Genomic DNA, 26,696 nt, shown 5'->3' on the forward strand with positions numbered 1-26,696 from the left:
CCGGAAGCATGCACGATCAGGCAGTCAGGATTGATCCGTCGCGCGGGAGGGCTGAAATGAAACCTTGAAGCATGTTCCGGTCTCTCCATCGCTCGTTGAGGAAATATTCCAGCCATTGTGCTCGCAAATGCGCTTCACCAGCGACAACCCGAGCCCCAAGCCCTCCCCCCTCGCGGCCGACCCGCGCACGAAAGGCTGAAAAACACGTTCCTGCTCATGGACGGGAATTCCCATGCCCGTGTCCTCAATGCGGAAACCGCCATGTTCGAGGATGAGGCGTACCGAGCCCCGAGCCGTGTAGTGCAGCGCGTTCCGCAACAAATTGGCCATGACCGTACGCAAGAAGGTCGGATTGTGTCCCTCCGTGTCCGCCCCCTCGTCGATCAGCTCGAAAGCGAGCCCCTTGGCGCGGAGCGCCGGCTCCCACAGCAACGCCTGCTCCTGCGCGACTTCGGCCAGGCTGGCCGAGTCCGGCTCGGCGTCTTCGACCGGACCCGACCGAGCGAGCAACAGAAATGTCCTGACCAGGTCGTTCATGTCCCGCGCGGCCCGTGCGATGCGTTCAATCTGCTCGCGCTGGCCGTCATGAAGCGGATTCTCGAGCAGCAACTCGCACGATGTCGAGATGACCATCAGCGGCGTGCGCAGTTCATGGCTGACGTCGCTGGTGAAGAGACGCTCACGCTCGATGGAGCGTCGGAGCTGCCCGAGCGTATTGTCGAAAGCGGCGGCAAGATCCCCGATCTCGTCATCCGGATAGCCCGGGGACAGAGGATCCGTGCGCGTGGCAAGCTGGTCGCGGTGTCGGACCTGTCCGGCAAGCCGGGCGACGGGCTCCATGACCTGCCTGGCCATGATTACCCCGAGTCCCCAGGCGCAAACGATGGACAACAGAAAACCCGCCACAACCACTGAAAAAAGGATCTCCTCCCGGTCCTCGAATTCCTGCTGCTCCTGCTGGAGCATGTAGCGAGCCCCGTTTATCTCGGTGAGATAGACGTACGCCGCCTCGTGTTCATCCTCGATCTCCGTGAGTCCCTCGGGAAAGTCCGCGAAGCGTTCCGGGATCGGGTACTCGGCTGAGTTCGAGGCGAAAAAACGGGTTCGGGCGTCGAGTCGTGGCTCCCTGCCGGCCTTGATGTCCTCATGGAGCACCATGCTCAGCTTGCCGTGCAGCTCCTTTGTGATGAGCTGCTCTTCGACAAAATGGACGACACCTACAATCCCGAGGGAAAAGGAGCCGCTGACGACAACCGTCATGAGCACGAAGGCGGTGACGATGCGCTGTGAGAGGGGAAGCCTAGAGGTCATCAGTCTTCTCCACCAGACGGTATCCGATCCCGTGCACCGTGTGCAGCAGCGGCGATTCGAAGGACTTGTCCACGATCTGGCGCAACTGGTGAATATGGCTGCGCAGGCTGTCGCTGTCCGGACAGTCATCCCCCCAGAGCTCCCGCTCCAACTCCTCGCGGCGAACTACGGCAGGGCTTTTTCGCATCAGAATCTCAAGGAGCCTCAGCCCGAAAGGATGCGGCCTGATCGTTCGTCCGGCGCGGCGCACCTGCAGAGTTTCCAGGTCAAAGGCGAGATCGCCGACCCGCAGTTCGTGGACCCGGCTCCCCTTGGTGCGGCGCAGTACGGCCTGGATGCGTGCGTGGAGTTCGGACAGGGCGAACGGTTTTACGAGATAGTCGTCGGCGCCGGTGTTGAATCCCTGAATGCGATCGTCCAGCGTGTCGCGGGCGGTGAGCATGATGACCGGAATGTCGAGTCTGGCGTCTTCACGCAGGCGCCTGCAGATCTGATAGCCGTCGATACCGGGCAGCATGATGTCCAGCACGATCAGGTCGTAGGTTTGGGTGACTGCCAGATGAAGGCCTGTGAGCCCGTCCTGCGCGCAATCGACAGTGTAGCCCTTGAGCTGGAGATAATCGAGCACGTTGGCGAGAATGTCCGGGTTGTCCTCAATGATCAGTATGCGCATGCGACGAGCCTTGGGTAGGTTGTTTCACAAATTTTTCACGTTGACACGACAATCGGCTCACGTCCGGGAGAATAGAGAGGGCTTAGACAAAATGGAGGAATGCACATGTCCCTTTCGAAATACGCTCAGGTACGCTGTTTGACGATCGTTCTGGGTGCCTGGCTGATTATTTTTTTCCTGACCCGTTGCGCCTTGCTGGCAACTCACTTTGGCGATGTCAATACGGGACTGATCGGTGTCCTGGGTATCTTCGGACGCGGACTTGTCCATGACCTGAGTTTCCTTGGCTATGCGGCGTTGCCCATGACTTTGTATCTTGCCCTCTGTCCCGCAACGGTCTGGCGACGCCCATGGCACCAAGGGCTGTTGCGCGGACTGATCGGGTTCAGTCTCTTCGTCATGCTCTTCACGGCCGTCTCGGAATGGATATTCTGGGATGAATTCGGGGTACGCTTCAATTTCATTGCCGTCGATTATCTCGTTTATTCCAACGAGGTCATCAACAACATACTTGAATCGTACCCCGTCTATCCTGTCATGGCGATACTGGTCGTGCTCTCGGTGGCCGGGACTGTCCTGTCGGGTAAAATCCTCGACCAGGCTTTCAGGGCGCCTCTCTTGTCATTGCGCGGACGCGGGCTGCTGTTCGCGGCGGTCCTCGGGACGTGCCTGCTCGTGGCCGCCGCCGTAGGGCAGGATTTCAACGCCGATGGCGGGAACACCGTACGCCGTGAGCTTGCCGGCAATGGTCCGTTTCAGTTTTTCGCGGCCTTTCGCAATAACGAACTCGACTACCATCAGCTTTATGCCACACTGCCCGACAAGGATCTTGGGAGGCTTCTTCGGCAGGAACTGGCCGAACCCAATTCCCGTTTCACCAGCGCTGATCCTCTTGATATACGCCGCGATATCGACAACCCGGGGACGTTCAAGCGGCTCAACGTCATTCTGGTCACGGTCGAGAGCCTGAGCGCGAAATACCTCGGATGTTTCGGCGATTCGCGCAACTTGACCCCGAATCTGGACCGATTGAAGCCGGAGAGCCTGTTTTTCAGCAATTTCTATGCAACCGGCACCCGTACAGACCGAGGTCTGGAGGCCATCACCCTGTCCATGCCTCCGACTCCCGGCCGATCCATTGTCAAACGTCTCGGCCGGGAAACAGGATACGCAAGCCTGGGCAGACAACTGGAGGCCCGAGGCTACGACAGCGCCTTTCTGTATGGAGGCCGCGGCTATTTCGACAACATGAACGCGTTCTTCGGCGGCAACGGATACCGCATCATCGACCAAACCAGCGTGCCCGAGGAGGAAATCACTTTCAAGAACGCCTGGGGCATGTGCGACGAGGATCTGTATACCCAGGCCTTGCGACAGGCCGACATCGACCACGCCGTTGGCAAGCCGTTTTTCTTCCAGCTCATGACCACATCGAATCACCGTCCCTATACCTATCCCGAAAACCGCATCGACATCCCTTCGGGATATGGCCGGGAAGGCGCCGTCAAATATTCGGACTATGCCATTGGGGAATTTCTGAAACAGGCACGAAAAAGACCCTGGTTTGACAAGACGCTCTTCGTCTTTGTGGCCGACCATACTGCGGGGAGTGCGGGCAAGGAAGATCTGCCGGTTGCCAAGTATCGAATTCCCTTGTTCCTCTTCGCGCCCCGCATACTCAAACCGCGTGAGATTTCGATGCTCGCCAGCCAGATCGACCTGGCCCCTACCCTGCTTGGTCTCTTGAACCTGGATTACACTTCGACCTTTTTTGGACGCAACGTGTTGCGCGACGATGTTGCGTCAGGACGGGCGCTGATCGGGAATTACCAGCATCTTGGCTTGTTCGATGGGCAAACCCTTGCGATTTTAAGTCCCCGTCAGGGCATGCGCCGCCATGAAGACGCGCTGGGACTTAGCGACGAATCCAGCGACAACACCTCCGATCCGTTGATGCAGCGTAATATTGCTTATTACCAAGGGGCCAGCCACGCATTTAAGACTGGCCTTCTGCGCTGGACAAACGTGGATCTGAAAAAGATGAGCGAATAAAATTCAAATCCGTCTCACTGCATTCCAATTTCATCCCGAACACATCCGGAGAGTCGATGTCTGCACCTTGTCTTCGTTCAATGGCTTTGCTGGGCGGACTACTCGGCCTGTCAATTCTGCTCTACGCCGGGATATTCGCCCATCGGGATATACTGGGTGTAGACATAATGGAGGCCCGCAATCTCATCACGGCAGAGGAAATGATCCAAACTGGCCACTGGCTTCTGCCCACACTGCACGGAGAACCGCGTCTGGCCAAACCACCTCTGCCGACATGGCTCACGGCCGGGGCCATGTTGGTCGGCAACGCCGGACTGGATACGGATTTGACTATAAATCGCATCCCATCGGCTTTGGCCGGTTTGCTCCTTGCAATTTCGTTTTTCGGACTGACCCGCTTCTGGACCAAAAGCACGGCTGCAGCCGCGTGGGCCACAGCCTTTTTGACCACCAGTTACATGTTCGTGCTCATGGCTCGTCGCAACAGCTGGGACATTTATTGCCATGCATTCATGCTGGCCGCGATATGGGGTGTCGCGGTGATTGCAGAATCCCCCGCGCCCAGAAGAAAGCTGGCTGTGGTGACAGGGCTGCTTCTCGGTTTGTCGGGCCTGAGCAAGGGACCTGTCAGCTATTACGCGCTGCTGCTGCCTTTCGCCATCGCACTGCTGGCCACCGGCGGAAGGATGGGTTTCCGCCTCCACGCCCGGGATCTGGCGGTGGCGATGGGAATCGGCGTGGCACTGTCTTCGGTCTGGTCCATGGTTGCATGGGTGGCGATGCCCCACGATTTTTCACGCATGCTCGCCACTGAACAGGGCGCCTGGTTCACGGAGCACACCAAGCCCTTCTGGTTCTACCTGCAATTTCCACTCATGACGGGAATCTGGTCACTGGTTGCCTGTGCGGCACTCTGGCCAAGGCACGCGCGCAGCCGGGTCGAGCCGTTGTTGCCGTACTGGCGCCCTGTCTTGTGGTGTCTTGGCAGCGTGCTGCTGCTCATGCTTGTCCCGGAAAAAAAGGATCGATACCTGCTGCCCGCGCTCATCCCATTGTGCCAGCTCATGGGCGTGTACCTGACGGGCTTGCTGCGCGATCCGGAAAAAGGCGGCCGCCTTGGGCGTGCGCTTATTCTCGCGAACTCTGTGATTTTCGGGATTGTGTGCATTTCTGTTTCAATCGCCTTGTTCTGGCTGTGGGCACGTTTCCCTGCTCTGGACGGTATTGAACTGACTGGCGTCGCAGTAACGGCGGGGTTCGCTGTGATGCTTTTGTTTCTGCTCTGCCGTTCACAGCACCTGTCGGAGCTTTTCGTGGCCAAATTCTCGATTCTCGGACTTTGCTGTTTGTTCTTGCCAGCCATCGTTCAGCCCTCCGTCGGAGACATGTCTGTTCCCCTCGCTGAAATCCGCACCTTCACCTCCAAAGGCCCTGTGCTGTGCGACAGTTCCCTCAAATTTCAGGACTCCTGGATCATCGGCAGCAAGCCATTGGCACAGAACGATTACGCAAACATAGAACTTCCTGATAAAATATATTTTGTCGCGCGCAGGGAAAATCCAGTCTTGCCGGAATCGCTGCGCGAATATGCGCCTCAAGCCCGCATGGATGTTCACGATTTTTCCGGCAAGAAGTTATATTTCATCGCTCTTGATCGTCGCTTAACCCAATAATTCAGACTTGCCCTCCAACCTGACATCGAAAAAAAATATGAAAACCAGCTACAAACGATATATTTTATGGGCGCTTGCTGGACTCTATGTCATTGTCGCCGGAATGCAGATTTATGCCGGCGTTGTGACATATACCGCCCGGCAGACCCAACGCCCCCCAAATTTAGGAAATTTCGAGAGCGTACGTGCGGCCTTACCCGCTTCCGATGCGAAAAAAACATTCACCTTCGTAATAGTGGGGGACACACGCAGTACGGGTACTTTCAAAGGACTATCCGAAGATATCAAAGATGCAGATCCTGATTTTATCGTCATTCTTGGCGACTGGGTTAATGGTGGATCTATGAATCATCATACGTATTTCAAGTGGAAATTGTCTGATTACAATTTTTCCTTTCCGGTTTTTTTAACACCTGGAAACCATGATGTTGATCCTGAAAAATATCCCATGTCTTTGTTTGAGAAAGAATACGGACCAAGTAATTTTTCCTTTGTTTATAATAATAATATTTTTATTTTTATAAGCCATCTAGATAGTCGTTTTTCTAATAAAGAATCTTTAAAATATTTACAATCTTTGGACAAAAGCACATTAGATACATATCAAAATCGTTTTGTATTCATGCATATCCCTCCATGGGTTTCGCCGGACATCAAGGAGCGGCATATTGCGGATGAAAAGGATCTTATGCAAATATTTGAAGATTTGAAAATTGACTACGCAGTTGCCGCAGACTTTCATGGCTATAACCGAACGCGACTGCGCGAAGTGGAATATATCATCACTGGCGGTGGCGGTGGACGCTTGCACGAATCTCAAGGGAGCCAATTTCATCATGCCATAGCATTGACTGTCGGGACGGATATGGTTTCGGAACGAATACTGCCGGTATCGGCACGCTTTGATTTTAAAGAATGGATAGACATGAACTCCATTGTATACATAGGACCATTTTTAATTCTTCATTATAAATTTTTAGTGACATTAAACATACTTTTAATAATATCGCTAGTGTTTAGTTTAAAATTAATCAAAAATACTGATTAATTTATTATTACATACCTTTATTATTACAAGCAAATTCTCAATAGTACAATACAGACATTTATTTGTCTTTGGATTTTTATGGAAAATTCATATCATTTTATATTGCTGAGCATTGGTTTTATCGGACAATCTTTCTTCTTTATGCGCTTTTTTTGGCAGTGGATTGTCTCTGAAAAAGAACATAAAAGCGTTATCCCAGCAATTTTTTGGCATTTCAGCCTATTTGGAAGTTTTTTCTTGCTCGCTTACGCAATTATGCGCAAAGATATAGTCTTTATTTTTGGTCAATCGACAGGCTTGATTATCTATGTTCGAAATATATTTCTCATTAAGCGTGAAAATGAAAAGTCTACACCCTCTCTTTGTCAAAACAATACAGCCTGAAAGCATGTTCGCATTTCCAGGCAATGCTGAGACAGGCAGATACGTTTCCGTAAGGCCAGCCCCAAAGCAACCCGCGACCTCATGTAGCCGTTCAGGAAGAGGCGGGTTCCGAAACCAAACTCTCTCTGCGCTTCAAGAAGCACGACGACATCGCGATACATTTCCAGCAATCACCTGTCCCCGATAGCCTGCCTGTACACGCTCTCGATCCTGTCGAAGATGCCCTCCCAGGTGAATGGCCCCGTAATTTTACGGACATAGTCCTGATCCGGCTCCACCCTGTTCCTCACATCGGCGATGCTCGCCTGCAACGCCTCGGCCAGTCGTTGTTCCAGCAGCGGCTCATCGGCCCTGTACGGCCGGTCCACGGTTTCAAGATCCGGCAGCTCCACCATGCGCACCATGCTCGGGTGGGGCTCCGCGAAAAGCTCTCTGGCCCCCGGCAGATCCGTGGTGACAATGCGGCAGCCGCACGCCATGGCCTCCAGCAGAACCAGAGGAAGTCCTTCGAAAAATGACGGGAGCACAAAGACGGCGCAGCGACGCATCAGGCCGCCCAGCTCCTCATGGGAGAGGACGCCATGAACCGTGACCCGTTGACCATGGCTGGCGGCCAGTTCCAGACACAAGTCCTTCTCCGGCCCGCTGCCCGCGCCCACAAGATGGAGGTGCCAGGGAGCCTCAACCTTCTTCAGGCTTCTCAGCAGCCAGGGCACGCCCTTGGATGAGTCGAGCTTGCCCGCGTAGAGAAGCTGAACGGCGTCCGAATCCGACGCATCTTCCTCGGCATAAAAGCACAACTCGTTGAATCCACCGCTTACGACATCCACCCTGTCGGAATCGATGCCCAGCAATTCGACGATGTCCGTCTTCTGCTGCCCGAAGAGGGCGATGATCCGGTCGATGCCGCGCAAAGCCCCCTTGAGCGAATCTCCCAGTTCCGGACACAGGCGATGCTGGCGCAGACACGAGCCGTGACAGGTGGTTACCAGGGGGAGATGGGGGGCGACCTCGCGAGCCACCGCCGTTGCCATCCACAGATGGTTGGAGTGGATGACGTCGGGCGCGAAATCGGCAATGGCGGAACCGATGACCCTGGCGAAGGCCGTCCTGTACTCGATGATCTGCAACTTGGTCAGGGAAGAACAGACCGTGCTTGGGTAGGGCATGACATCGCTCATGCCCATGACGGGAAACCCAAGGTCATGACCGTCGAAACGGATGACCCGGAACCTGCCCGGCTGCATCAGCTCTTCCGGCACCGCGAAGTCAGCGCACACGCCCGCAACGAGAAAAGGCTCATGCCCCCTGCTTCGGCCCTGCCGGATCATTTCCTGGACGTATTTTCCGCTGCCGGTGAAGTCCGGTTTCTGGCTGATGATGTGAAGGATTCGCATGCCGGTCGGCTAGCATTTTCTTTTTTGAGAATCAAAGAAACCCGTTCCCCCGTCCACCTCACGCCTTCCTATCCTCGCCGGCCTTCCCACTAGTATCCGATATTTATTGATAACAAGACGAAGCCATATATATCAAAAAAGACATGTAATCCGCTTTAAAAACAACGTAAAGCTGACAAATAATGAATTTTCGGACCTACATGATCAAATTTCTTTCACGGAACCCTATTTTTTTATTGACTCAACACCACAAGAAAATGCTATAAGATCAAAAAAATCCACCACAATGATGTTTTTAATCTGATTTTACATATATTTCAACCTCCTTTTCTTCCTCCACTCGGCATCAAATGCAGGTTCTGCATGTCTACATATAGCTAGTCGTACCGCCTGCCTTCGAAGTCGGGCGGTGTTCAGTTTACCCGACCAACCTCTCACATCAACAGTCGAGGAGTGCGACATGGCGCGGAACAAAAGGAATCTGATCCTTCTGGTGTTGACGGTCTGGCTCGCCCAAACGGGATGCATGGCAACCGAACCCGAGGTGAATGTCGCCCAGCTCACCTCGAAACCCAAGGCGTACGTGGGCTCGGAAGAGTGCAAAACGTGCCACCTTGAGCACTACGACTCCTGGAAGATGACTCTGCACAGCCGGATGATGGTTGATGCCAAGGCAAACCAGGATGCTATCATCACGGAACTCGACCCCGCTGCCATCAGGGCCGACCTTGAAAAAATCAAGGACTCGCTCAAGCTCCCACCCGACCAGTTTTTCATCCCCAAACCTGAGGAAGTTCTCTACACCATCGGAAGCCAGTGGAAACAGCGCTACCTCGTCGAGAAGAATGGCATGCTGGTCATGGCTCCCGTCCAGTTCAACACCGACACCGGACGCTGGGTTAACTATAACGAAGACAAGTGGGACAAGAACTCCTGGATTGTGAAATGCGGAGGCTGCCACGCCACCGGTGTCGACCTGGAAAAAGGAACCTTCGAACCGGCGGTGGGTTGCGAGGCCTGCCACGGTCCAGGCTCCTGGCACGTGGCCCTGCCCAAGAGCGCCCTCTTCGAGAAACGCGAGACGGTGGTCAACCCCGCCAAGCTGACGCCCGGAGTCGCGGTCCAGATCTGCGGTTCGTGCCACAACCGAGGCAAGGCCACCAAGCACGACAAGGCCGAGTGGCCCGTCGGCTACATGCCCGGCAAGGCCCTCGAGACATACTTCAAGTCGACCTCGTACGCCGCCGGAGACAAGCAGCACCTGTATGGCAACGAGTTCTCCAAGGCCCATCACCAGCAGTACATCGACTGGAAGCTCTCAAAGCACTATATGGAAGGTGTCTCCTGCACCTCCTGTCATTACGTACACCAGCTCGGTGTCTCCGACACGAGGCTGCAGACCAGGGAAGCCGGATCGCAGCAGTGCCTTTCCTGCCACACCCAGCTCAACCAGAACCTGGCTCACTCCATCCATTCACACGCAAACTGCGTGGGCTGCCACATGCCAAGGGTGGTCAAGAGCGCCGAATCCGGAGACCTGCACAGCCACGTCTTCAAGCCTCTCCTGCCCAAGGAAACACTGGCCAATTCGGCCATCCCGAACTCCTGCCAGACCTGCCACAAGCACAAGGACACGGATCTGGCCGAGCTGCAGAAGCAGTATGACGCCCTCGCGAGGATGCCGAAACCCATGGGCCAGACCATCGGCTTTATCAATGATGTCCGAGGAGCACAGTAGCTCCGGGGGAGGTGGATCATGATGCGACTCATCGTCCAACTCGGACTCGGGTTTCTCCTCGGACTGACCGTGTGGAGCACGGCCGGAGCCCAGGAGGAGCTCTCACGGCTGACAACCGGACGCTACGGCGAACTGGAGGCCAGCAACGGACGCTACGGAGATCACGAGGTCATAGGAGGCAGGGCGGGATCTGCGGACACGCAACGCGGTCCGGGCAGGCCCGAACTTCGCTACAACCCGGCCGCGGGAGCACGCAACTGGCAGGCCGCCTACGCCCTGGATGCCCACGCGGGCATCCGCAACTATACTCCAAAACTGCCCTGCGCACGCTGTCACGCCGATCACACCGTCAACAACAAACACGTGCTGCGCGGCGATGTGCAGTGCAGGCAGTGCCATGGAGGCGAGCCCATTGCGGCGGTCAATTCGGCCAAAAGCCCCCTGAACCCCGTTCGCAGGCACGCCTACGTATGCGCCAAATGCCACCAGGGTGCAGGGGCTTCATTCGCAACGTACGTCATCCATGAACCGGCGCCCATGAACGCGGCGACACTGGTCACTTTTCCGGAACTGGCGTGGGCATTCTGGATCATGATCGGCATCGCGGCAATGACCTTCGCGCTGTTCCTGCCGCACACCGCCCTCTGGGGTCTGCGGGAACTGGCCGCCAAAGCGTCGGACAAGGAGAGTTCGCCATGAGAATACGACGCTTCACGCCCACGCAGCGGGCCTTTCACGCGCTGTTGCTCGTCACCTTCCTCTGGCAGTCACTCACCGGACTGGCCCGGATGTACCACGAGACTTCCTTCGGCCAAACGCTGGCCGCTCTGCTCGGCGGACAGGAGAGAGCCCTGGTTCTGCACATCTGGGGCGGGATCGCCATGCTGGCCATGTTTGCCGTGCATCTGGCCTATCTGGCCGTAGTGGCGCTTACCTCGAGACGCGCAATGACCGGGCCGGATTCGCTGCTGCCGAGAAAACGGGACCTCACCGACTTCTTCCGGCATCTGGGCTGGATGTTCGGTCTGGCCAAGGCCCCGCGTTTCGAGCGCTGGGGATACTGGGAGAAGTTCGACTACTGGGCCGTCTTCTGGGGCATGGTCATCATCGGCGGAACAGGTGCCATGCTTATCTCGCCGCTGGTCACGAGCCTCTGGCTGCCCGGCTGGTCCCTCAACGTGGCCTTCTGGGTGCACCGTATCGAGGCGGCGCTGGCCATGGGGCACGTCTTCATCATCCACTTCTTCGTGGCCCATCTCAGACGGCACAACTTCCCCATGGATCGAGCCATGTTTGCGGGGGGAGCCAACCTTGAGGAACAGACCGAGGAAAGGCCCGCATGGGTGGAAAGGCTGCGGAACGAGGGGCGTCTGTCAGCCCTGACCATGCAGGACGCCCCCGCCACGGCGCGGATCGCATCCTACGCCCTGGGGCTGAGCGCCGTGGTTGTAGGCGTCTGGCTGATCGTGCAGGCGGTACGCTATGCGCCGCTGGTCACGTGGTGGCCTGCGCCCTGAAGGAACAGGCAAAAAGAACGCCAGAAAAAAACGGGCCTCTTTTGCGTAATCATATAAAGAAGATCGGCCTTTGCGCCGAGAACAAAGGGTCGTCCGTTCGGGCGGCCCTTTGTTTCGGGTGAGACCGTTTGACCGGGGAGACCCGCCGGGGGCAATGCGCCGGATCGATGGAGACTAGATCAGGCCCGAGGCCAGCCCCATGCCCAGCGCCAGAAGCATAGCGCCGACCAGTAGCCGCACGGTCTGAATCGTCATTTTCTTCAGTACCTTGCGGCTGTAATGCACCCCCAGGGAGGCTGACAGGGTGGCGGCGACGACAAGTCCCGCGTTGTCGGTGATCATGTGCGAACCGGGCATGCCCGCATAGACGCCAAGGCGGGTCACATCGACCACGCAGGCCAGGACCACGCCCGTGGCGATGAAGGCGTCCTTGCCAAGGCCCGCGCCGAGCAGGAAGGCGCTGCGGAAGGCGCCCTGGTTGCCCGACAGACCTCCGAAGAAGCCGCTGACCACGCCGCCGAGGGGCAGCCAGGCGGCCGGGATGGCCTGCCTCTTCCCGCCGCGCAGTTCAAGGACGGCGAAGAAGACGATGAGAACCCCCACCAGCAGTTTCACGGGCGTGACGAAGAACTGCCCCCCGCCCAGGGAGTATGAAAACAGCGGGTCCAGGCCGGCAACCCCAACCAGGACCCAGGCCCCGGCGAAGCTCGCCACCAGGGCCGGCAACCCGAAGCGCAGGGTGACGCCCAGGTCGGCCTGCCGCCCGAACAGTGTCAGTTTGAAAAGGTTGTTGGCGAAGTGCACCACCGCCGTGACGGCCACGGCAGTCTCGAGGGGGAAGAACAGGGCCATGACGGGCGTGAGCACCGTGCCCAGCCCGAATCCCGAAAACAGGGTCAGCCCGGACACGGCCAGACTGGCCAGACAGATGACGACATACTCCATAATGCTTCCTTGTTTCAGATTCGGAAAACAGAATTTTCGGCACCGGCCGTCTCGACCGGCGCCTGGCCGTCCGTGATCGGGCGCCCCGCTCTCAAACGCCATTTCAGCCGGCATCGTATCACGGTCTTGTTGCGGCTTGACGACGATTCGGATGCGCGCATATCCATCTAAAAGCTCAATGCGAACCACCAGAATAGAGCGATAATGCAAATCCTTTTGATCCTGTCCAGCCACGACCCCGAAATCAAGTGGAACGCCGTCAGGTTCGGCAATTTCCTGCTGACCGAGGGCGAGGACGTGACCATGTTCCTGAACGGCCCGGCCGTGGATCTCTTCGCCGGAGACAGCCCCACCTTCCCCATCGCCGAACAGGCCAAGCTCTTCGCCCTGAGCGAGGGCGTACTCGTCGCCTGAGGCAAGCGCATGGGCATCCACGGCGTGGATGCGAGCGAACATGTCAAGCTTTCGAACATGAAGTTTCTGTACGAACAGCTGCAAAGTGCCGACAAGATACTCAACTTCTAACAAGACTTCCATCTAAACGAATTAATTTCAAATACTTATCCTGTAAAACCGGAGCAAACAACCTACTTCCGCCAATGGGCCACCCAAACTCTGTGCGAGCACCGTCCCCAGGATTACTTGAGCCGCCTGCTAGGCGCATGAAGTCCTGACAAGCAGGAAAAACAGGCGTAACACCTGAAAACACCATGGACACAGAAAACATGCTCAGACTCGGGGCCTTCATGCTGACGGCCGTGCTCATGGCTGCCCTTGAAATCGCCCGGCCGCGCAGACGGCCCGATCCGGACCGCATGGGCCGCTGGGTGGGGAATTTGGGCGTAGTGGCCGTGTCCACGGCACTCGCACGCCTCGTTTTCCCCGTTGTGCCCATGGCTCTGGCCGCCTCGCTCCGGGGCCTGGGCCTGGGAATCTTTCCAGCACTCGATCTGCCCCTGGCCGCGGAAATCGTTCTTGGCATCCTCATCCTGGACCTGGCCATGTACGGCCAGCACCGCCTCTTCCATGCCTGGCGGCCCCTGTGGAGATTGCACCGCATGCACCACGCGGACACCTTTTTCGATTTCTCCACCGGGGTTCGCTTCCATCCCCTGGAAATCCTCATCTCCATGGCCTTCAAACTCGCCCTGGTGACCCTGCTCGCACCGCCGCCCCTGGCCGTTCTGGCCTTCGAGATCATCCTCAACAGCGCCGCGATGTTCAACCACGCCAATTTTTTCCTGCCTCTCCCCCTGGACCGTATCCTGCGCCTCGCGTTGGTCACGCCGGACATGCACCGCATCCACCACTCCACCGACGGCAGGGAAATGAACAGAAACTTCGGCTTCAGCTTTCCCTGGTGGGACCGGATCTTCTCAAGCTATCAGGACCAGCCCGCCAAGGGTCACGAAAACATGCCGCTGGGCCTGAACATTTTTCGCGATACCAGGTGCCGATCCCTCCTTCAGATGCTGGCAATGCCGTTCGTAAATCCCAAATCCGAACAAAAGAGGTGACTAAGAGCCTCTTGCGCCATCGCAATGCCATCTTTCGATATTTCAAGGCGAAAAATCCTGAAACCGGAGCCTTTCCAATGACGAGACATTCCATATTGTTTTCTTGAAAAGCATCCGCCCAGGGCTCATCGCTCTTCCCTTAGAAACAGGTCCATATGCGACCATCTTCCGGGCCTTTGACACCGAAGGCTTGACCTTCGGCAGCGAAGGACCTGAATAACAAACACCACCGGCCCCGAAACAAAGATTCATTCAGTCCGCCGGAAAATGTGACAAATCCGCCCTTGCGCGCGTATATGCCCATACATGGATCAACTGGACAACGACAGAGACGACGCCTGGGCCGTGGAACAGACCCTGAACGGCGACCGCGAGGCCTTCGCCGTACTCGTCAGGCGGTATCAGGGGCCCGTCTATCGCCTCATGTTGCGCTTTTCGCAGGATGAAAGCGAAGCCGCGGAAATGGCCCAGGACGCCTTTGTCAGGGTCTATGAACGTCTGGCCGCATACGATTCGCGCCGACGCTTCTTCACCTGGCTCTACACTCTGGCCCTGAACCTGGCTCGGGACCATGCGCGACGGCTCAAACGCGCTCCCCAGTGCCGCCAGGACCTGGACACGACACTGGCCGATAAGGAACGCGACCCGCTGGCCAGTCTCGAAGCCGCCAGACTTCTGGATGTCCTGCGTGGCCTGCCGCCCAAATACGCCGAAACCCTGGCGTTGCGGTACATCGAGGACATGCCCCTGGAAGAGGTGGCCGAGACCCTGGGACTGTCCATAAGCGGCGCCAAGATGCGCGTGCACAGGGGGCTACGTATGATGCGGGAACATTTCGGGGAGGAAGAAAAATCATGAACAACGAGCAACAAAACAACACGACGCAGGACAGGCTCGCGTCTGGCCTGCGCGGACTGGGCGGCATGGATCCGGGAGCGGACTTCGCATCCCGCGTCATGGAGCGCATCGGCTCCGCGCTTCCCCTCCCGCTTCCGAAGCGCCGGTCGGAGCGCGTCCTCGACTGGTTCGTCAGACCACGCACCCTGCGAGTCTCACCCCTGGCCGGTCTGGCTGCTGCGGCCTGTCTGCTGCTGTCCATGGGCCTGCTCCTCAGGCTCGACTTCGGCGTCGGGAGCAGGGCCCCGGAAGGTCTTGCCCCGGTGACCTTCGTTCTGGCCGCGCCATCGGCCAGGGAAGTGGCCGTCATCGGCAGCTTCAACGGCTGGAACGCCGCCGGATGGACCATGACCCGCGACCCGTCCCGGGGCCTGTGGACCCTTTCCTCGGCCCTGCCGCCCGGCAGCCACGAGTATGTCTTTCTCATCGACGGGACCACGCCCGTGGCCGATGTCACGGCCGCGCTCAACGTCGATGACGGCTTCGGCGGCCGCAACTCTGTCCTGCTGGTGAAGAGCGGCCATGGCTCGATTCTCTAGCGCCCTTCTCGTGTCCTTCCTGCTGGCTATCTGGCTCTTGGCACCGTTCGTGGCCGAGGCGTATCGCCTTGAAAGCTCCCTTCGCCAGGCCCAGGAAGACGGCAGGCTGACGCCCGAAGAGGCGGAAGGCATTCAGGCCCGCATCGATCAGACCCGGGAACAGGGACTGCCCCAGGCGCCCTTCGCGGCCAAGGTCGAGGAAGGCCTGGCCAAACGAGTTCGTGCCCAGGCCATCATCCACGCGCTGGACGTCATTCGCGGTGATTACGACTTCGCCCGCGACACGCTCAGGCGAAGCGGTGCCGAACCGACGCCGGACGACATCGCCCTGACCGGGGACAGCCTGAGGCTCGGTCTCACCCGGCTGGAATTGACCGCGATGGCCGATTTGAACCCTCCGCCGCCCATGCTGGCCACTGCGGCCAGGACCAGGGCAGCCCTGAACGCCATTGGCTTCCCCACCCCCCTGTCCGGCGAGATCATGCGCCAGGGGCTTACCCTCGGATCACTGACGCCCGGCTGGGAACAGCTCTTCCGGGTGGTGCAGCGCACCCGCGAAGCCGGAATTCCCGACGTTGCAGTGGCCGATGCCGCCGCCCGGGTCCTGGCCGACGGCGGCAGTCCCGCGGAACTGCTGCAGGAACTGGGTCTGACGGGCCGCGACACCCGACACGAACCGGGCGCATCAAAATAATCTGTGACCTCATGGTCGCCCAAACGTATATTGGTTTGACATGAAAAAAATCATCCGACTCCTCGCTCTCGTGCTGCTGGCAGCGTCCATCCAAGGCTGCGCGACCATGGATACGGCCGTCCGGAAAATCCAGGGGGAATACCACCAGGTTCAGGGACAATATTACCTGAACAGAGGCGATTTCGCTGCCGGACGCGCCGCCTTCGCCCCCAGGGTGGCCCAGTTTCCCGAAGATCCGGAGCTCAACTACTTCATGGCGCGCTTCGAACTGGGAACGGACAAGCCCGAAGCCGCGCTTCCCTTCATCCAGAAAGCCGTAAAGCTGTCCCCGGCCAACGCCGACTACCGGTTCTGGGAAGGCGTGACCTACTGGGCCCTCATGAAGCCGGACAGGGAGCGGGCCGCCTATGAAAAGGCCCTGGCCATCGACCCGGACCACCTCTCGGCGAACCTCTACCTCGCGCACAACATGCTCGACCGGGGCAAAAACGCCGAAGCCCTCCGGCTCTACGACAAGACGCTCTCCCTGAACCCGGAGGAGCCCCAGGCCATGTTCAACAGGGCTGTAACCCTGGAGCGCATGAAACGTGACAGGGAGATGAAGCTGGCCGTGCACCGCTACCTGGAGATCTACCCGGACGCCCCCCTTGCGCGGCAGGGAGTCCGGATGCTGAACACGGCCAGCGACTTCACGTGGCGCAACCACGTCATCGGCCTGCGCACCATCTCCCTGCGGGCCGTGGATTTCCTGCCCGATAGCGCGACACTGACCGAAAGCGCCGAAGCATCCCTGAAGAGCATCGGCGAAATCCTGTCCAAAAAGACGGACCTGAGCGTCCACGTCGTCGCCTACGTCAAAGGCGACAAGACCCTGGCCAGGCTGCGCGCCCTGGCCGTCAGAAATTTCGTCAGCCGCGAATACCCGAAAATCGCCCCGGAGCGCCTCGCGCCGAGCTGGTTCGACAAGCCCGAAAGCATCAAAACGGACGGCAGGACCCACAGCCTGACCCAATCCGTCAACATCTTCACCAAGGTTCAATGATCCCAGGAGGTTTTACCATGAACAGCATCCTTCGTCTTCTTCTGTCCGGCCTCATCCTCATGGCCCTTTCGGCCTTTCCGGTCCTGGCCCAGGCGGCGGATGAACCGACCGACGATCCCGACGCCGTGTCATCCCTGAGCAACCCGGCCCAGGCGGCCAAGGCGGAAGGTTTGGCTGCCGCCGCCACGGAAAAGGCCGCCGAAGCGCTCGACACGGCGACGGCAGATCTCGGCGAAGCCCAGGCCGCCTACGATTCAGCGGTCGCTGCCGCTGATCCGGTCGCCATGGAACAGGCTGAGGCAGCCCTGACGGCAGCTACAGGAGCATACAACGAAGCTCTGGCGGACGCAGCCGGAGTGACCGCCGCTGAAGTCGGAGCCATGCGCGCCGAAGGCCTTGGTTGGGGAGAAATCGCCCATGAACTCGGCGTCCACCCCAGCACCATCGGCCAGAGCGTCGCGAACCAGAACCGCAATCGCAACATGAACCAGCAGGGCAAGGAATACGGCGTGACCGCCCGCAACACGGCCACGGGCAAGTCCTCCAAGGAGTCGCTCTCCGCTTCCGGCAAAAGCAACAACGCCGGCGGCAACGGCCAGGGCAATTCCGGAGGCAAGGGCGGAGGGAATGCCGGCGGCAAGGGCGGAGGAAATGGCGGAGGCAACGGAGGCGGTAATGGTGGAGGAAACGGCGGCGGTAATGGCGGAGGAAAGAAGTAGCACCCTTCATCTTCGCTGATGATTACTCAAGGGATCGGACAACTTGTCCGGTCCCTTTGCTTTTTGAATGAGTCTTCCCCCGCAGGTTATGCGGGACAGTCCATTATGTAACGGTCCAGCTGCAGGGCGAGAGCGGGGGCTTGCTGTTCGAGCTGATTACGGGCTTCCGCCGTGAGCACGGCTATGCGACATATCCCGTCCGCTTCCATATGTTCCTTGGCGATGCAGGAACCGAAAGCCGCCTTGGGAGCGACAACGGCCCCGGCATCGTAATGCGCAAGACGGGAATTTTTGTCCGTGGTTCTGGAAGTTGCAGAACCCCACATGATCAGATGCATGCCTTCGTACGCAGCCCCCTGCGCGACAATGACATCGCCTTCTTCGTAAGATCGTTCCGTGAGCCACGGGGCAAGCTGTTCCACCAGCGCTTCAAAAATGCTCAGCCTGTCCAGGTGGGCCATCATGTCGTCCACAGTCTGCTCGAAAAGGTTATCTTTTGCCGACGCCTGAGTTTCCAGGATCTGCTCGAATTTTTCCAGGATGGTGTCTTCGCAAAGCTCAAGTCCCTGATCGAGGTCAACCGTGAAGCGAATCCCCTCCAAGACCGCCGGGGCAAGCGCTCGTGACAGCGTATCAATGAAACGATTGGTCGGACTGGCAATCACGATCGGAATCATTGCCGTGTGCGCAGCCTGAATGACGCGCTGGAGAGCATTGACGGAAGATACGTCAAATCCCGAAACGCCTGAAAAATCCAAGAGCATGCACCATGGGCGGGGAGAAGCGTTCAATCCGGCCTTGAGCTCTTCGCTCAGGCGAGCGGCGGAACCAAAGAACAGATAGCCGCTCAGCTGGTATCCCTGAAGTCTGTTCCCGTTCGTCTGCAGGATGGTGCGATTGGGAATTGAGCGGTTTTTGCGACTGTGTCGCATGGCGCCATTGAACCTTTCCCTGATGACATCGATCCTGCTGAAACGAATGATGAAAAGTACCGTGGTGATCAGCAGGCCGATTCCCACTCCCTTGAGGAATCCCAGAAGGCAGATGGACAGAAAAATGCTCCCCAGCACAAGATAGTCCTGAAGGGGAAGCTTGCGGTATGTGCTGTAGAGCCAGTTATCCATGATATCGATGCCAAGGAAGACAAGCAGGCCGCCGAGAACAGGCAGGGGGAAGAACTCCAGCGCCGCGCCACCGACAAAGAGAACCGCGGCGACAACGGTCGCGGCCACAAGTCCTGCCAGACGGGTGTAGGCACCCGTCATCCGGCAGAGGAGGGAAAGCGAGAGCGCGTGGGCTCCGGGGGAACTGCCGCCCAGTGCGCCGGCAATGTTTGCCAGACCGACGTTACGAAATTCCTTGTTGAAATCAACGTCAACGCCTCCCCCAAGGTCGATGCCACTCACGTTCAGCAGGAGCCCAATGAGGGTGACCAGAAAAACGGCGCCCATGACGGGCAACTGCTCCAGTACGACATCCCAGCGCACCAGGCCGAGTTCGGCCGGGCTAAAGGCGGGCCAGAGGCCAGTGGCCGGCACACCGGAAAGAAGAAAGCCTGTTGACCTAGCTTCGGCCAGTGACATCCCGGCGATCTGGAATGCAACATAATAGACCGCAGTCACGACCAGCAGCGATGCAGGAAGGATGAGAAAATGCGGCCAGCGTTTCAGGACAAGCCAAAGAAGGATGGCATACAGGGCGCCCGGCCCCCACTTCAGAAGCGGTGATGCATCCAAGAGGCTCTTCATCGTGTCGAAATTGACGTCCATACCGCTCATGACCGAAAGGCCGCCCAGGGTGAGAAGCCATCCTCCGCCTGCCAGAAAGCCGCCTACAACAGGGTAGGGCATGAAGCGGAACAAGTTGGTCAGTCTGAAATGGCCGATTGCCGTCAGCGCCAGGCCGGTGGCGAGAGTAGCCGAACCGATGGAGGCGACCATGGTCATGAACGTCGCTTCCGGCGACGCCATTCCCATGGCTGCGACTACCGAAGGGCCCATGCCTGCGAGGACAGCCACCGGAGCGTCCTGCGGCAAGCATATGACGGATCGGAAGGAACTGGTCAGGGCGAGGAGGATACCCATGACAACCGCGCCGAAAAGCAGCAGCCCCGATGCTCGCGTCGCAAGCGGTGCAAGCGAGCCTGAAAAAATCATGGCGCTCAGGGAAACCTCGATGACGACAATGAGAACGCCAATGACACAGCCGAGCGCCAGCGCAGGGACGACTTTTTGCGACAACAGGTCGTCCGCAAGTTCCTTGAGTAGTGATTTCATGCTCGTCTCCTCCAAGAAACATATGTCATGACAGGGTGTTAACGCAATGCATATTCGTTCGATCCAAAAAAGCGCATGTTCATCCTGCGCCGTGGGCAAGGTGCCACGGCATCTTGCCCGCCGCCCTTCGTCAATCATTTCCGTCAATGGGAGGATCGATTCGCCGCAAGGATAATTCTTCGCTGGCAAAAGACTGCCAAGCCCGTTAAGGACTGCACATCCGCAACCGTATCAGGAAGATGCAATGTCCCCGAACGCCGCCCTCTTCTCGTACCCCTTCGTGTCCCTGTGTCTGGTGGCCCTGTTCGGGTTCGGCAACATCGCCGTTTTCTACGGCCTCTATCCCTACCTCATATCCATGGGCATCTCGCCCTTCTGGGCTGGTTGGATTCTCGCCCTCGAACCCCTGGCGGCCTTCGTGCTGCGCCCGTTCATCAGCCCCTGGCTCGGACCGGGCAACGCTTTGCCTGTCATGCGCGCAAGCCTGGTCATGATCGCTCTCGCCCTGCTTGGATACGCCTGGGCCCAAAGCCTTCCCGCGCTCATCTGCCTGCGCGTCTTCCACGGAGCGGCCTTCGTGAGTCTGGTCTCTGCCACCACCGCCCTGCTCGTGCATTTCATACCGCCGTCCAGAAGCGGCCAGGGCTTCGGCCTCTTTTCCCTGACCACCATGCTGCCCTTTGCCGTCATGCCCCCGCTCATGGAATACCTGCTCCGGATCGTCCCCGACGCCGGGCACGCCTATGCCTGGGTCTCCCTCATGACCCTGCCTGCCCTGGCGCTCCTTGCGCCCCTCGGTCCCCATGCACGGCAGGCACGGGAAAAAGAGAGGCAAATCTCATCCGGGCAGGCTTCGACCGGGCTCGCCGACATCGGGTCAGCCTTGAAAAACCCCGGGGTGCCCCTCGTCCTGGGCGCGGGCCTGCTGACATTTCTCGGCTCCACCCTGCTCTTCTTCTTCATGAAGGACTTCGGAGCGAGCCTTGGCCTGGCCAACGCGGGTCTTTTCTTCACCGTGTCCACGGGAGCCACCATTGCCGTACGCCTGTTCGTCAGCGCCCGCTTCGACAGGATGGACAAGCGCCGGACCCTGATGCTTACGTTCCTCGTCCTGGCGGGATGCTACGCGTCCTACTCCCTGGTCGCATCGCCCCTGCCCTTCCTGCTCGCGGCCGGTCTTTTCGGCGCCTGCATGGGCGTGGCCATGCCGCTTCTGCAATCGACCCTCTTTCACCTGGCCGACCCGTCCAAGCGCGGCCTGACCGCCAACCTCATGCTGTCCACCATGGATGCCGGATATGTCCTGGGCCCGTACCTCGGCGGCATGATGCTCGGCATGGGCCTGTCCCACGCGGCCCTGTTCCGGCTCTCGGCGCTGCTGGCCCTTGGCGCCTTACTGCTGATCCGCCAGACCGGACAACCGTCCCCGGCCACCATCAACCCTTCCCACGGGAGAACCCCATGACCCGCACCCGAAAGGAAAACCTGGAGCGCCTGCGCGCCAACCCCGGAACCGTCGAACCCGGCCAGAGCGTCGAGGTCGGCCCATTCCGGCCCGAAGACGCCGAAGGCGTGGCCAGGCTCTATTTCGCCATCTACGGAGAGAACTTCCCCCTGGACTACGTCTACGACCCCGAACAGATCGCGGGCGCCAACGCAGGGCCGGACCTCCACCAGTTCGTGGCCCGCACGCAGGCAGGAGAAGTGGTCGGCTTGACGGCCCTCTTTCGGGTGGCGCCGAACCCGAACATCATGGAGTCCGGCGGACTCATGATCCTGCCGGCCTATCGGGGAGGAACCCTGACAGTGCGCATGACCAAAGCCTCCCTGGCCACCCTTCCGGAGGAGCTGGGCCTCAACGCCGTCTTTGGCCAAAGCGTGTGCGACCACCTGATCAGCCAGAAGCTGGCTCGCCATTTCTCCTCTCCTGCCTACGCCCTGGAGATGGAAGCCATGCCCCCCAGACCCGAAGGCAGCACCGACGGCATCGGGGGAAGAATTTCCCTGCTGGACGAACTGCGCATCTATCGGGATGTGCCCCACACGGTGTACCTGCCCGAACGGTTTGCCGGCTTTCTCGCGGACCTGTACGCCAAACACGGTCTGGAGAGATCCTTCGGCGCGGCCGGACCAGCCAGCGGACGGACGCGCTCCGGCGTGACGACCATGGATGGGGCATCCCTGGCCAAGCTCCTGGTCGACGAACCGGGCGCGGACCTCGGCGAGGCCATCGACGCCTTCGAGACCGGGCATCCCGGACGGCACGTCTACCAGCTGCAGCTGCCCCTGGCCCATCCGGGGCTGTCCGCGGCTGCGGAAACGGCCCGCGAGCACGGCTACTTCTTCGGTGGGCTCCTGCCTCTGTGGACCGGCACCGACGTGCTGCTGCTGCAAAAGCTCACCTCGGACCCCGACTTCTCGCTTCCGCTGCTGCTGACCGACGAGGCCAGGGAACTCATGGAGCGCATCCTCTCGGACTGGGCCGCCCTGCCCGGTCGGTAAAAGGAAAAGACCGGGCGGCGGCCCCGCGAGTTGACACAAAGCCCTTTTCTTTCGCACTGTTTGGCACTTTTTCAGCCCAAGGATGTGTCCATGTCTCATGAACCTTACGATATCGGTCCCGCACGCCCCCGCCTGGACGCCCTGGCCAAGGCGTGCGGCACGGAGCGTTTCAGCGCCGACAGCTACCCGCCCGGCCTGCTCTGGGCCGGGGCCAGACGCTGCGGCGTGCCCCACGGCATCCTGCGCGGCGTCGATGCAGCCAAAGCCAGGGCCCTGCCCGGGGTGCACGCCGTCCTGACCCGCGAGGACGTGCCCGGATCGAACCGGCAGGGCATCGTGCACAAGGACATGCCCGTGCTGTGCGGAACAAGGGTCCGCCATTGCGGGGACCCCGTGGCCCTCGTGGTGGCGGAATCACGCGAAGTGCTGCGGGAGGCCCTGGCCCTCGTCCACGTGGACATCGATCCCCTGCAGACCTTGGCCGACATGGACGCGGCCCTGGCGCCGGACGCCCCGCTCATCCACGAGACCCACGGCTCCAACATCCTCCTGGCCGCCGAAATCCGCAAAGGGGACGCCGAAGAAGCCCTGGCGCAGTGCGATGTGGTCCTGGAGGAAACCTACTTCACCCCGGCCCAGGCCCACGCCTTTCTGGAGACCGAAAACGGCCTGGCCCGCCTGGACGAGGACGGCATCCTGCATCTGACCGTCTCCACCCAGGCCCCTTTCCGCGACCGCTTCGAGATCGGCCACGCCCTGGGCGTTGAGCCCTGGAAAATCCGCGTCCACAGCCCTTTTCTTGGCGGCGGATTCGGCGGCAAGGACGGGGCCACGGTGCAGTGCCTCCTGGGACTTGCCGCCCTGCGCCTCCCGGGGCGGACCATCAAGATGTGGTGGAACAGGGAAGAAAGCTTCCTGGCCGGTTACAAGCGCCACGCGGCCCGGATGCACTACCGGCTGGGCGCCATGAACGACGGCACGCTCAAAAGCGTGGTCTGCCGCCTGTGGTACGACACAGGGGCCTACGCCCATCTGGGCGGCGAAATCATGGAACTGGGCATGGAGCACGCCGCCGGGCCCTACCGGGTGGAGCACATGGATTGCCGAGGCATGTGCGTCTACACCAACAACCCCGTGGCCGGGGCCTTCCGGGGCTTTGGCGTGGCCCAGACCAGCCTGGCCTTCGAGGGCATGATGGACCGACTGGCCGACCGGCTCGGGCGGGATCGCCTGGACCTGCGCCGCCAGAACGCCCTGCGTCGCGGAGACCGCAACTGCGCGGGCGTCACGCTGACCTCCTCCGTGGGCCTTGACGAGTGCCTGCGCCGCGTCCAGGGCCACGAACTCTGGACCACGCGCCACGCCTGGAAAAAGGACGCCCCCGCGTTCACCCGACGCGGCGTCGGCATCGCCGCCGTCTTCAACGGCATGGGCTACGGCCGGGGGCTGGCCGACAACGCCATCGCCAAGATCGAGCTGACCCCGGACGGACGCTTCGTCATCTACAGCGGCGTCCCGGACATGGGCCAGGGCAACGCCTCCACCTTCGCCCAGATCGCGGGCGAAATGCTCTGCCAGGACGCCGGACGCCTCGAAGTCATCCAGCCGGACACGGAACGCTCCCACCCCTCGGGCTCGGCCTCGGCCGGCCGGACCACCTACACTTTCGGCCAGGCGCTGATCAAGGCCTGCGAGCTGATGACGACCAAGCTCGTCCGCCGCGCGGCGCTGGCCCTCATGATCGACGAGCCCGGCGGCTTCACCCTGGTGCCCGGAGCGGTCAGACACCTGCCCACGGGCAAGGAGTTGCCCCTGACGGTCATGGGCGCCATGCTGCCCCGCGACGACCGCGTCTGCGTGGCCGAATATCTCATGCCCGTCTCCCGCGAGGTGCCGGACACGGGCAGGGATTTTCCCCTCGGCTTCCCGCACCTGATCTTCCCCTTCGCCGCGCATCTGGTGCGCGTCGAGGTCGACGAACTGACCGGGCTGGTGCGGGTCTGCGACTATCTAGCGGCCACTGACGGCGGCCGCGTCCTGAACCCCCAGAACTTCCACCAGCAGATCGAGGGGGCCGTGGCCCAGGGCCTCGGCTTCGCCCTGATGGAAGGTTTTGGAACCGAGAACGCCCGCATCACCACCCCGGACCTCTCGACCTACCTCATCCCCACCAGCCTGGACCTGCCGGACACGCAGTCCGTGGCCGTGGAAACGCTGGAGCACAGCGGTCCCTTCGGCATGAAGGGCGTGGGCGAGGTGGGCATGAACGGGCCGCTGCCGACGGTGGCCTCGGCTCTGTCCGACGCCCTGGGCGCGCACATAGTCCGCGCCCCCGTCACGCCGGCCATGATCCTCGAACTTCTGGCCTCACGCGGAGCACATTCATGATCATCCGTTTTTGCATCAACGGCCGGGACACGGAACTGGACGTGCGCGGCGACGAGCGCGCCGTGGACCTCCTGCGCGAAAGGCTCGGACTGACCGGCACCAAGGAAGGCTGCGGAACCGGCGAATGCGGCGCTTGCGCCATCCTGATAAACGGACGGGCCCGCCTGTCCTGCCTGACGCTGGCGGCCCAGCTCGACGGCCAGAATCTGACCACCATCGAGGGCCTCGGCAGCCTGGAGACGCCCCACGCCCTGCAACGGTCCTTTGCCGAGCACGGCGCCGTGCAGTGCGGGTTCTGCACGCCGGGCATGGTCGTAGCCGCCGCCGACCTCCTGGCCCGCGACCCGCATCCCGGACGCGAGACCATTCGCGAGGCCCTGTCCGGAAACCTCTGCCGCTGCACGGGCTACACCCGCATCCTCGATGCGGTGCACAAGGTGGAAAAACCATGAGCGTCTACCTGCCCGGGACCTTGAACGAACTCTGGAACCTTCTCGACGAACCGGACACCGCCGTCATGGCGGGAGGCACGGACTACCTCGTGCGGCGCAGGGCCGATAAATCCAGCGCACAGATCTGCTGTCTTGAACGCATCCCCGCGCTGCGTGGTCTGGAAGCGCAGGGCGGTGTCCTGGAGATCGGCGCGGCCACGACCCTGACCGACCTGCTGGAATCCGGAATCGTCACCGCCCGATTGCCCATGCTTCACCAGGCCGTGCGCCAGCTGGGATCTCCCCTGGTGCGCAACCAGGCCACCCTGGGCGGAAACCTCTGCACGGCTTCCCCTGCCGGGGACACCCTCCCCGCCCTGTACGCCCTTGGGGCGCGGGTGGCGCTCCTGTCTCGTGACGCAGAACGGGTCCTGGACGTGGCGGAGTTCATCACCGGCCCCGGCCGGACCGTTCTCGAATCCGGCGAGATCCTGGCGCGCGTGATCATCCCGTTGCCTGATCCGGACGCAGTACAGCATTTCGAGAAGGTCGGCAGGCGCCAGGCCCTGGCCATCAGCGTGGCCAGCATGGCCGCCCTGCTGCACCTGGACGGTGACATCGTCCGGGACGTCCGCCTGGCCTTCGGCAGCGTAGCCCCCACGGTGCTGCGCTGCCCCGAGGCCGAGTCCTGGCTGACAGGCCGTGCCCTGACCTCCGGCAACCTGAGCCACGCGGCCGACCTCGTGCGCGCGACCGTACGCCCCATCGACGACGTGCGGGCCACGGCGGACTACCGCCGTCAGGTGGCGGGCAACCTGATCCTGCGTCTGGAGGGGCACAGGCCATGAAAGCGCTTCTTCCGGCACTGCTGCTGGCGTTGGCCAAAAAGGTACCTACCGCCACTGCGACAACATGAATGAATTCGGGGCCTGCTTCGCGCTGCCCAAGGAAGA

24 protein-coding genes are annotated in these 26,696 nt (G+C 60.2%); 19 read left to right on the plus strand and 5 right to left on the minus strand.

Annotated features, from left to right (window positions below; all coding sequences use genetic code 11):
• Positions 1–24: 24 nt before the first annotated feature.
• Together BMZ24_RS12470 and BMZ24_RS12475 are read right to left on the minus strand one after the other, a co-directional pair.
• Entirely contained in the window at positions 25–1,311 is a 1,287-nt protein-coding gene (locus BMZ24_RS12470) for a sensor histidine kinase (RefSeq protein WP_092192772.1), read from the minus strand.
• The gene (locus BMZ24_RS12475; protein ID WP_092192774.1) at positions 1,301–1,984 is read right to left on the minus strand and encodes a response regulator transcription factor; all 684 of its coding nucleotides are present in this window, start codon (positions 1,982–1,984) and stop codon (positions 1,301–1,303) included. The genes BMZ24_RS12470 and BMZ24_RS12475 overlap by 11 nt, the downstream gene beginning before the upstream one ends.
• A 105-nt stretch (positions 1,985–2,089) precedes the next feature.
• Here BMZ24_RS12475 and BMZ24_RS12480 point away from each other — a divergent pair, with 105 nt between their 5' ends.
• The 4 genes from BMZ24_RS12480 (at position 2,090) to BMZ24_RS12495 (ending at position 7,141) form a co-directional block, all read left to right on the plus strand.
• Entirely contained in the window at positions 2,090–4,036 is a 1,947-nt protein-coding gene (locus BMZ24_RS12480) for an LTA synthase family protein (RefSeq protein WP_092192776.1), read from the plus strand.
• A gap of 56 nt (positions 4,037–4,092) precedes the next feature.
• Positions 4,093–5,709: a phospholipid carrier-dependent glycosyltransferase gene (locus BMZ24_RS12485; RefSeq protein WP_143077902.1), complete on the plus strand. Its 1,617-nt coding sequence runs from the start codon at positions 4,093–4,095 to the stop codon at positions 5,707–5,709.
• A 37-nt stretch (positions 5,710–5,746) separates the two neighbouring features.
• Positions 5,747–6,757: a metallophosphoesterase family protein gene (locus BMZ24_RS12490; RefSeq protein ID WP_092192780.1), complete on the plus strand. Its 1,011-nt coding sequence runs from the start codon at positions 5,747–5,749 to the stop codon at positions 6,755–6,757.
• 78 nt (positions 6,758–6,835) lie between these two features.
• A complete protein-coding gene (locus tag BMZ24_RS12495) occupies positions 6,836–7,141 on the plus strand; it encodes a lipid-A-disaccharide synthase N-terminal domain-containing protein (protein ID WP_092192782.1) in 306 nt (101 codons plus the stop codon).
• 170 nt (positions 7,142–7,311) lie between these two features.
• Here the strand turns inward: BMZ24_RS12495 and BMZ24_RS12500 are convergent, their stop codons facing one another.
• Positions 7,312–8,538: a glycosyltransferase family 4 protein gene (locus tag BMZ24_RS12500; RefSeq protein WP_092192784.1), complete on the minus strand. Its 1,227-nt coding sequence runs from the start codon at positions 8,536–8,538 to the stop codon at positions 7,312–7,314.
• 460 nt (positions 8,539–8,998) lie between these two features.
• Between BMZ24_RS12500 and BMZ24_RS12505 the strand changes: the two genes are divergently transcribed.
• The 3 genes from BMZ24_RS12505 to BMZ24_RS12515 are packed head-to-tail and all read left to right on the plus strand — an operon-like array spanning position 8,999 to position 11,793.
• On the plus strand, positions 8,999–10,276 hold the full coding sequence (locus BMZ24_RS12505; protein ID WP_092192786.1) for an ammonia-forming cytochrome c nitrite reductase subunit c552: 1,278 nt from the start codon (positions 8,999–9,001) through the stop codon (positions 10,274–10,276).
• Between the two features lie 18 nt (positions 10,277–10,294).
• Complete coding sequence (locus BMZ24_RS12510; protein WP_092192788.1) at positions 10,295–10,975, plus strand: cytochrome c3 family protein; 681 nt, start codon at positions 10,295–10,297, stop codon at positions 10,973–10,975.
• Positions 10,972–11,793 carry a formate dehydrogenase subunit gamma gene (locus BMZ24_RS12515; RefSeq protein WP_092192790.1) on the plus strand — a complete coding sequence of 274 codons (822 nt, stop codon included), beginning with the start codon at positions 10,972–10,974 and terminating at the stop codon, positions 11,791–11,793. The genes BMZ24_RS12510 and BMZ24_RS12515 overlap by 4 nt, the downstream gene beginning before the upstream one ends.
• A gap of 174 nt (positions 11,794–11,967) precedes the next feature.
• On the opposite strand, the gene BMZ24_RS12520 is transcribed toward BMZ24_RS12515, so the two are convergent.
• Positions 11,968–12,738, minus strand: a complete 771-nt coding sequence (locus BMZ24_RS12520; RefSeq protein ID WP_092192792.1) for a TSUP family transporter — start codon at positions 12,736–12,738, stop codon at positions 11,968–11,970.
• A 204-nt stretch (positions 12,739–12,942) separates the two neighbouring features.
• Between BMZ24_RS12520 and BMZ24_RS12525 the strand changes: the two genes are divergently transcribed.
• From BMZ24_RS12525 to BMZ24_RS19905, 7 genes are all read left to right on the plus strand, one after another.
• Positions 12,943–13,263, plus strand: a complete 321-nt coding sequence (locus BMZ24_RS12525) for a DsrE family protein (RefSeq protein ID WP_225940271.1) — start codon at positions 12,943–12,945, stop codon at positions 13,261–13,263.
• 185 nt (positions 13,264–13,448) lie between these two features.
• Positions 13,449–14,255, plus strand: coding sequence for a sterol desaturase family protein (locus tag BMZ24_RS12535; protein WP_092192798.1), 807 nt, complete (start codon positions 13,449–13,451; stop codon positions 14,253–14,255).
• Between the two features lie 306 nt (positions 14,256–14,561).
• Entirely contained in the window at positions 14,562–15,113 is a 552-nt protein-coding gene (locus BMZ24_RS12540) for an RNA polymerase sigma factor (RefSeq protein ID WP_092192800.1), read from the plus strand.
• A complete protein-coding gene (locus BMZ24_RS12545) occupies positions 15,110–15,691 on the plus strand; it encodes a glycogen-binding domain-containing protein (RefSeq protein ID WP_092192802.1) in 582 nt (193 codons plus the stop codon). The genes BMZ24_RS12540 and BMZ24_RS12545 overlap by 4 nt, the downstream gene beginning before the upstream one ends.
• A complete protein-coding gene (locus tag BMZ24_RS12550; protein WP_143077903.1) occupies positions 15,675–16,385 on the plus strand; it encodes a hypothetical protein in 711 nt (236 codons plus the stop codon). Before BMZ24_RS12545 ends, BMZ24_RS12550 begins: the two co-directional genes overlap by 17 nt.
• Positions 16,386–16,425: 40 nt before the next feature.
• Positions 16,426–17,427 (plus strand): tetratricopeptide repeat protein, encoded by a 1,002-nt coding sequence (locus BMZ24_RS12555; RefSeq protein WP_092192806.1) that lies wholly within the window; start codon positions 16,426–16,428, stop codon positions 17,425–17,427.
• Positions 17,428–17,444: 17 nt separating this feature from the next.
• Positions 17,445–18,146: a helix-turn-helix domain-containing protein gene (locus BMZ24_RS19905; RefSeq protein WP_092192808.1), complete on the plus strand. Its 702-nt coding sequence runs from the start codon at positions 17,445–17,447 to the stop codon at positions 18,144–18,146.
• 86 nt (positions 18,147–18,232) lie between these two features.
• On the opposite strand, the gene BMZ24_RS12565 is transcribed toward BMZ24_RS19905, so the two are convergent.
• Positions 18,233–20,422, minus strand: coding sequence for a SulP family inorganic anion transporter (locus tag BMZ24_RS12565; RefSeq protein ID WP_092192810.1), 2,190 nt, complete (start codon positions 20,420–20,422; stop codon positions 18,233–18,235).
• Between the two features lie 244 nt (positions 20,423–20,666).
• On the opposite strand from BMZ24_RS12565, the gene BMZ24_RS12570 reads away from it, so the two are divergent.
• The 5 genes from BMZ24_RS12570 to BMZ24_RS12590 all read left to right on the plus strand — a co-directional run bounded on the left by BMZ24_RS12570 (position 20,667) and on the right by BMZ24_RS12590 (position 26,591).
• Positions 20,667–21,887 carry an MFS transporter gene (locus BMZ24_RS12570; protein WP_092192812.1) on the plus strand — a complete coding sequence of 407 codons (1,221 nt, stop codon included), beginning with the start codon at positions 20,667–20,669 and terminating at the stop codon, positions 21,885–21,887.
• Positions 21,884–22,924: a GNAT family N-acetyltransferase gene (locus BMZ24_RS12575; RefSeq protein WP_092192814.1), complete on the plus strand. Its 1,041-nt coding sequence runs from the start codon at positions 21,884–21,886 to the stop codon at positions 22,922–22,924. The genes BMZ24_RS12570 and BMZ24_RS12575 overlap by 4 nt, the downstream gene beginning before the upstream one ends.
• 90 nt (positions 22,925–23,014) lie before the next feature.
• Complete coding sequence (locus BMZ24_RS12580) at positions 23,015–25,312, plus strand: xanthine dehydrogenase family protein molybdopterin-binding subunit (protein ID WP_092192816.1); 2,298 nt, start codon at positions 23,015–23,017, stop codon at positions 25,310–25,312.
• A complete protein-coding gene (locus BMZ24_RS12585) occupies positions 25,309–25,764 on the plus strand; it encodes a (2Fe-2S)-binding protein (RefSeq protein ID WP_092192818.1) in 456 nt (151 codons plus the stop codon). The genes BMZ24_RS12580 and BMZ24_RS12585 overlap by 4 nt, the downstream gene beginning before the upstream one ends.
• On the plus strand, positions 25,761–26,591 hold the full coding sequence (locus BMZ24_RS12590; RefSeq protein WP_092192820.1) for an FAD binding domain-containing protein: 831 nt from the start codon (positions 25,761–25,763) through the stop codon (positions 26,589–26,591). The genes BMZ24_RS12585 and BMZ24_RS12590 overlap by 4 nt, the downstream gene beginning before the upstream one ends.
• The last annotated feature ends 105 nt before the right edge of the window (positions 26,592–26,696 follow it).

It is taken from the genome of Desulfomicrobium norvegicum (assembly GCF_900114595.1).
In the GTDB taxonomy this organism is placed as follows: domain Bacteria; phylum Desulfobacterota; class Desulfovibrionia; order Desulfovibrionales; family Desulfomicrobiaceae; genus Desulfomicrobium; species Desulfomicrobium macestii.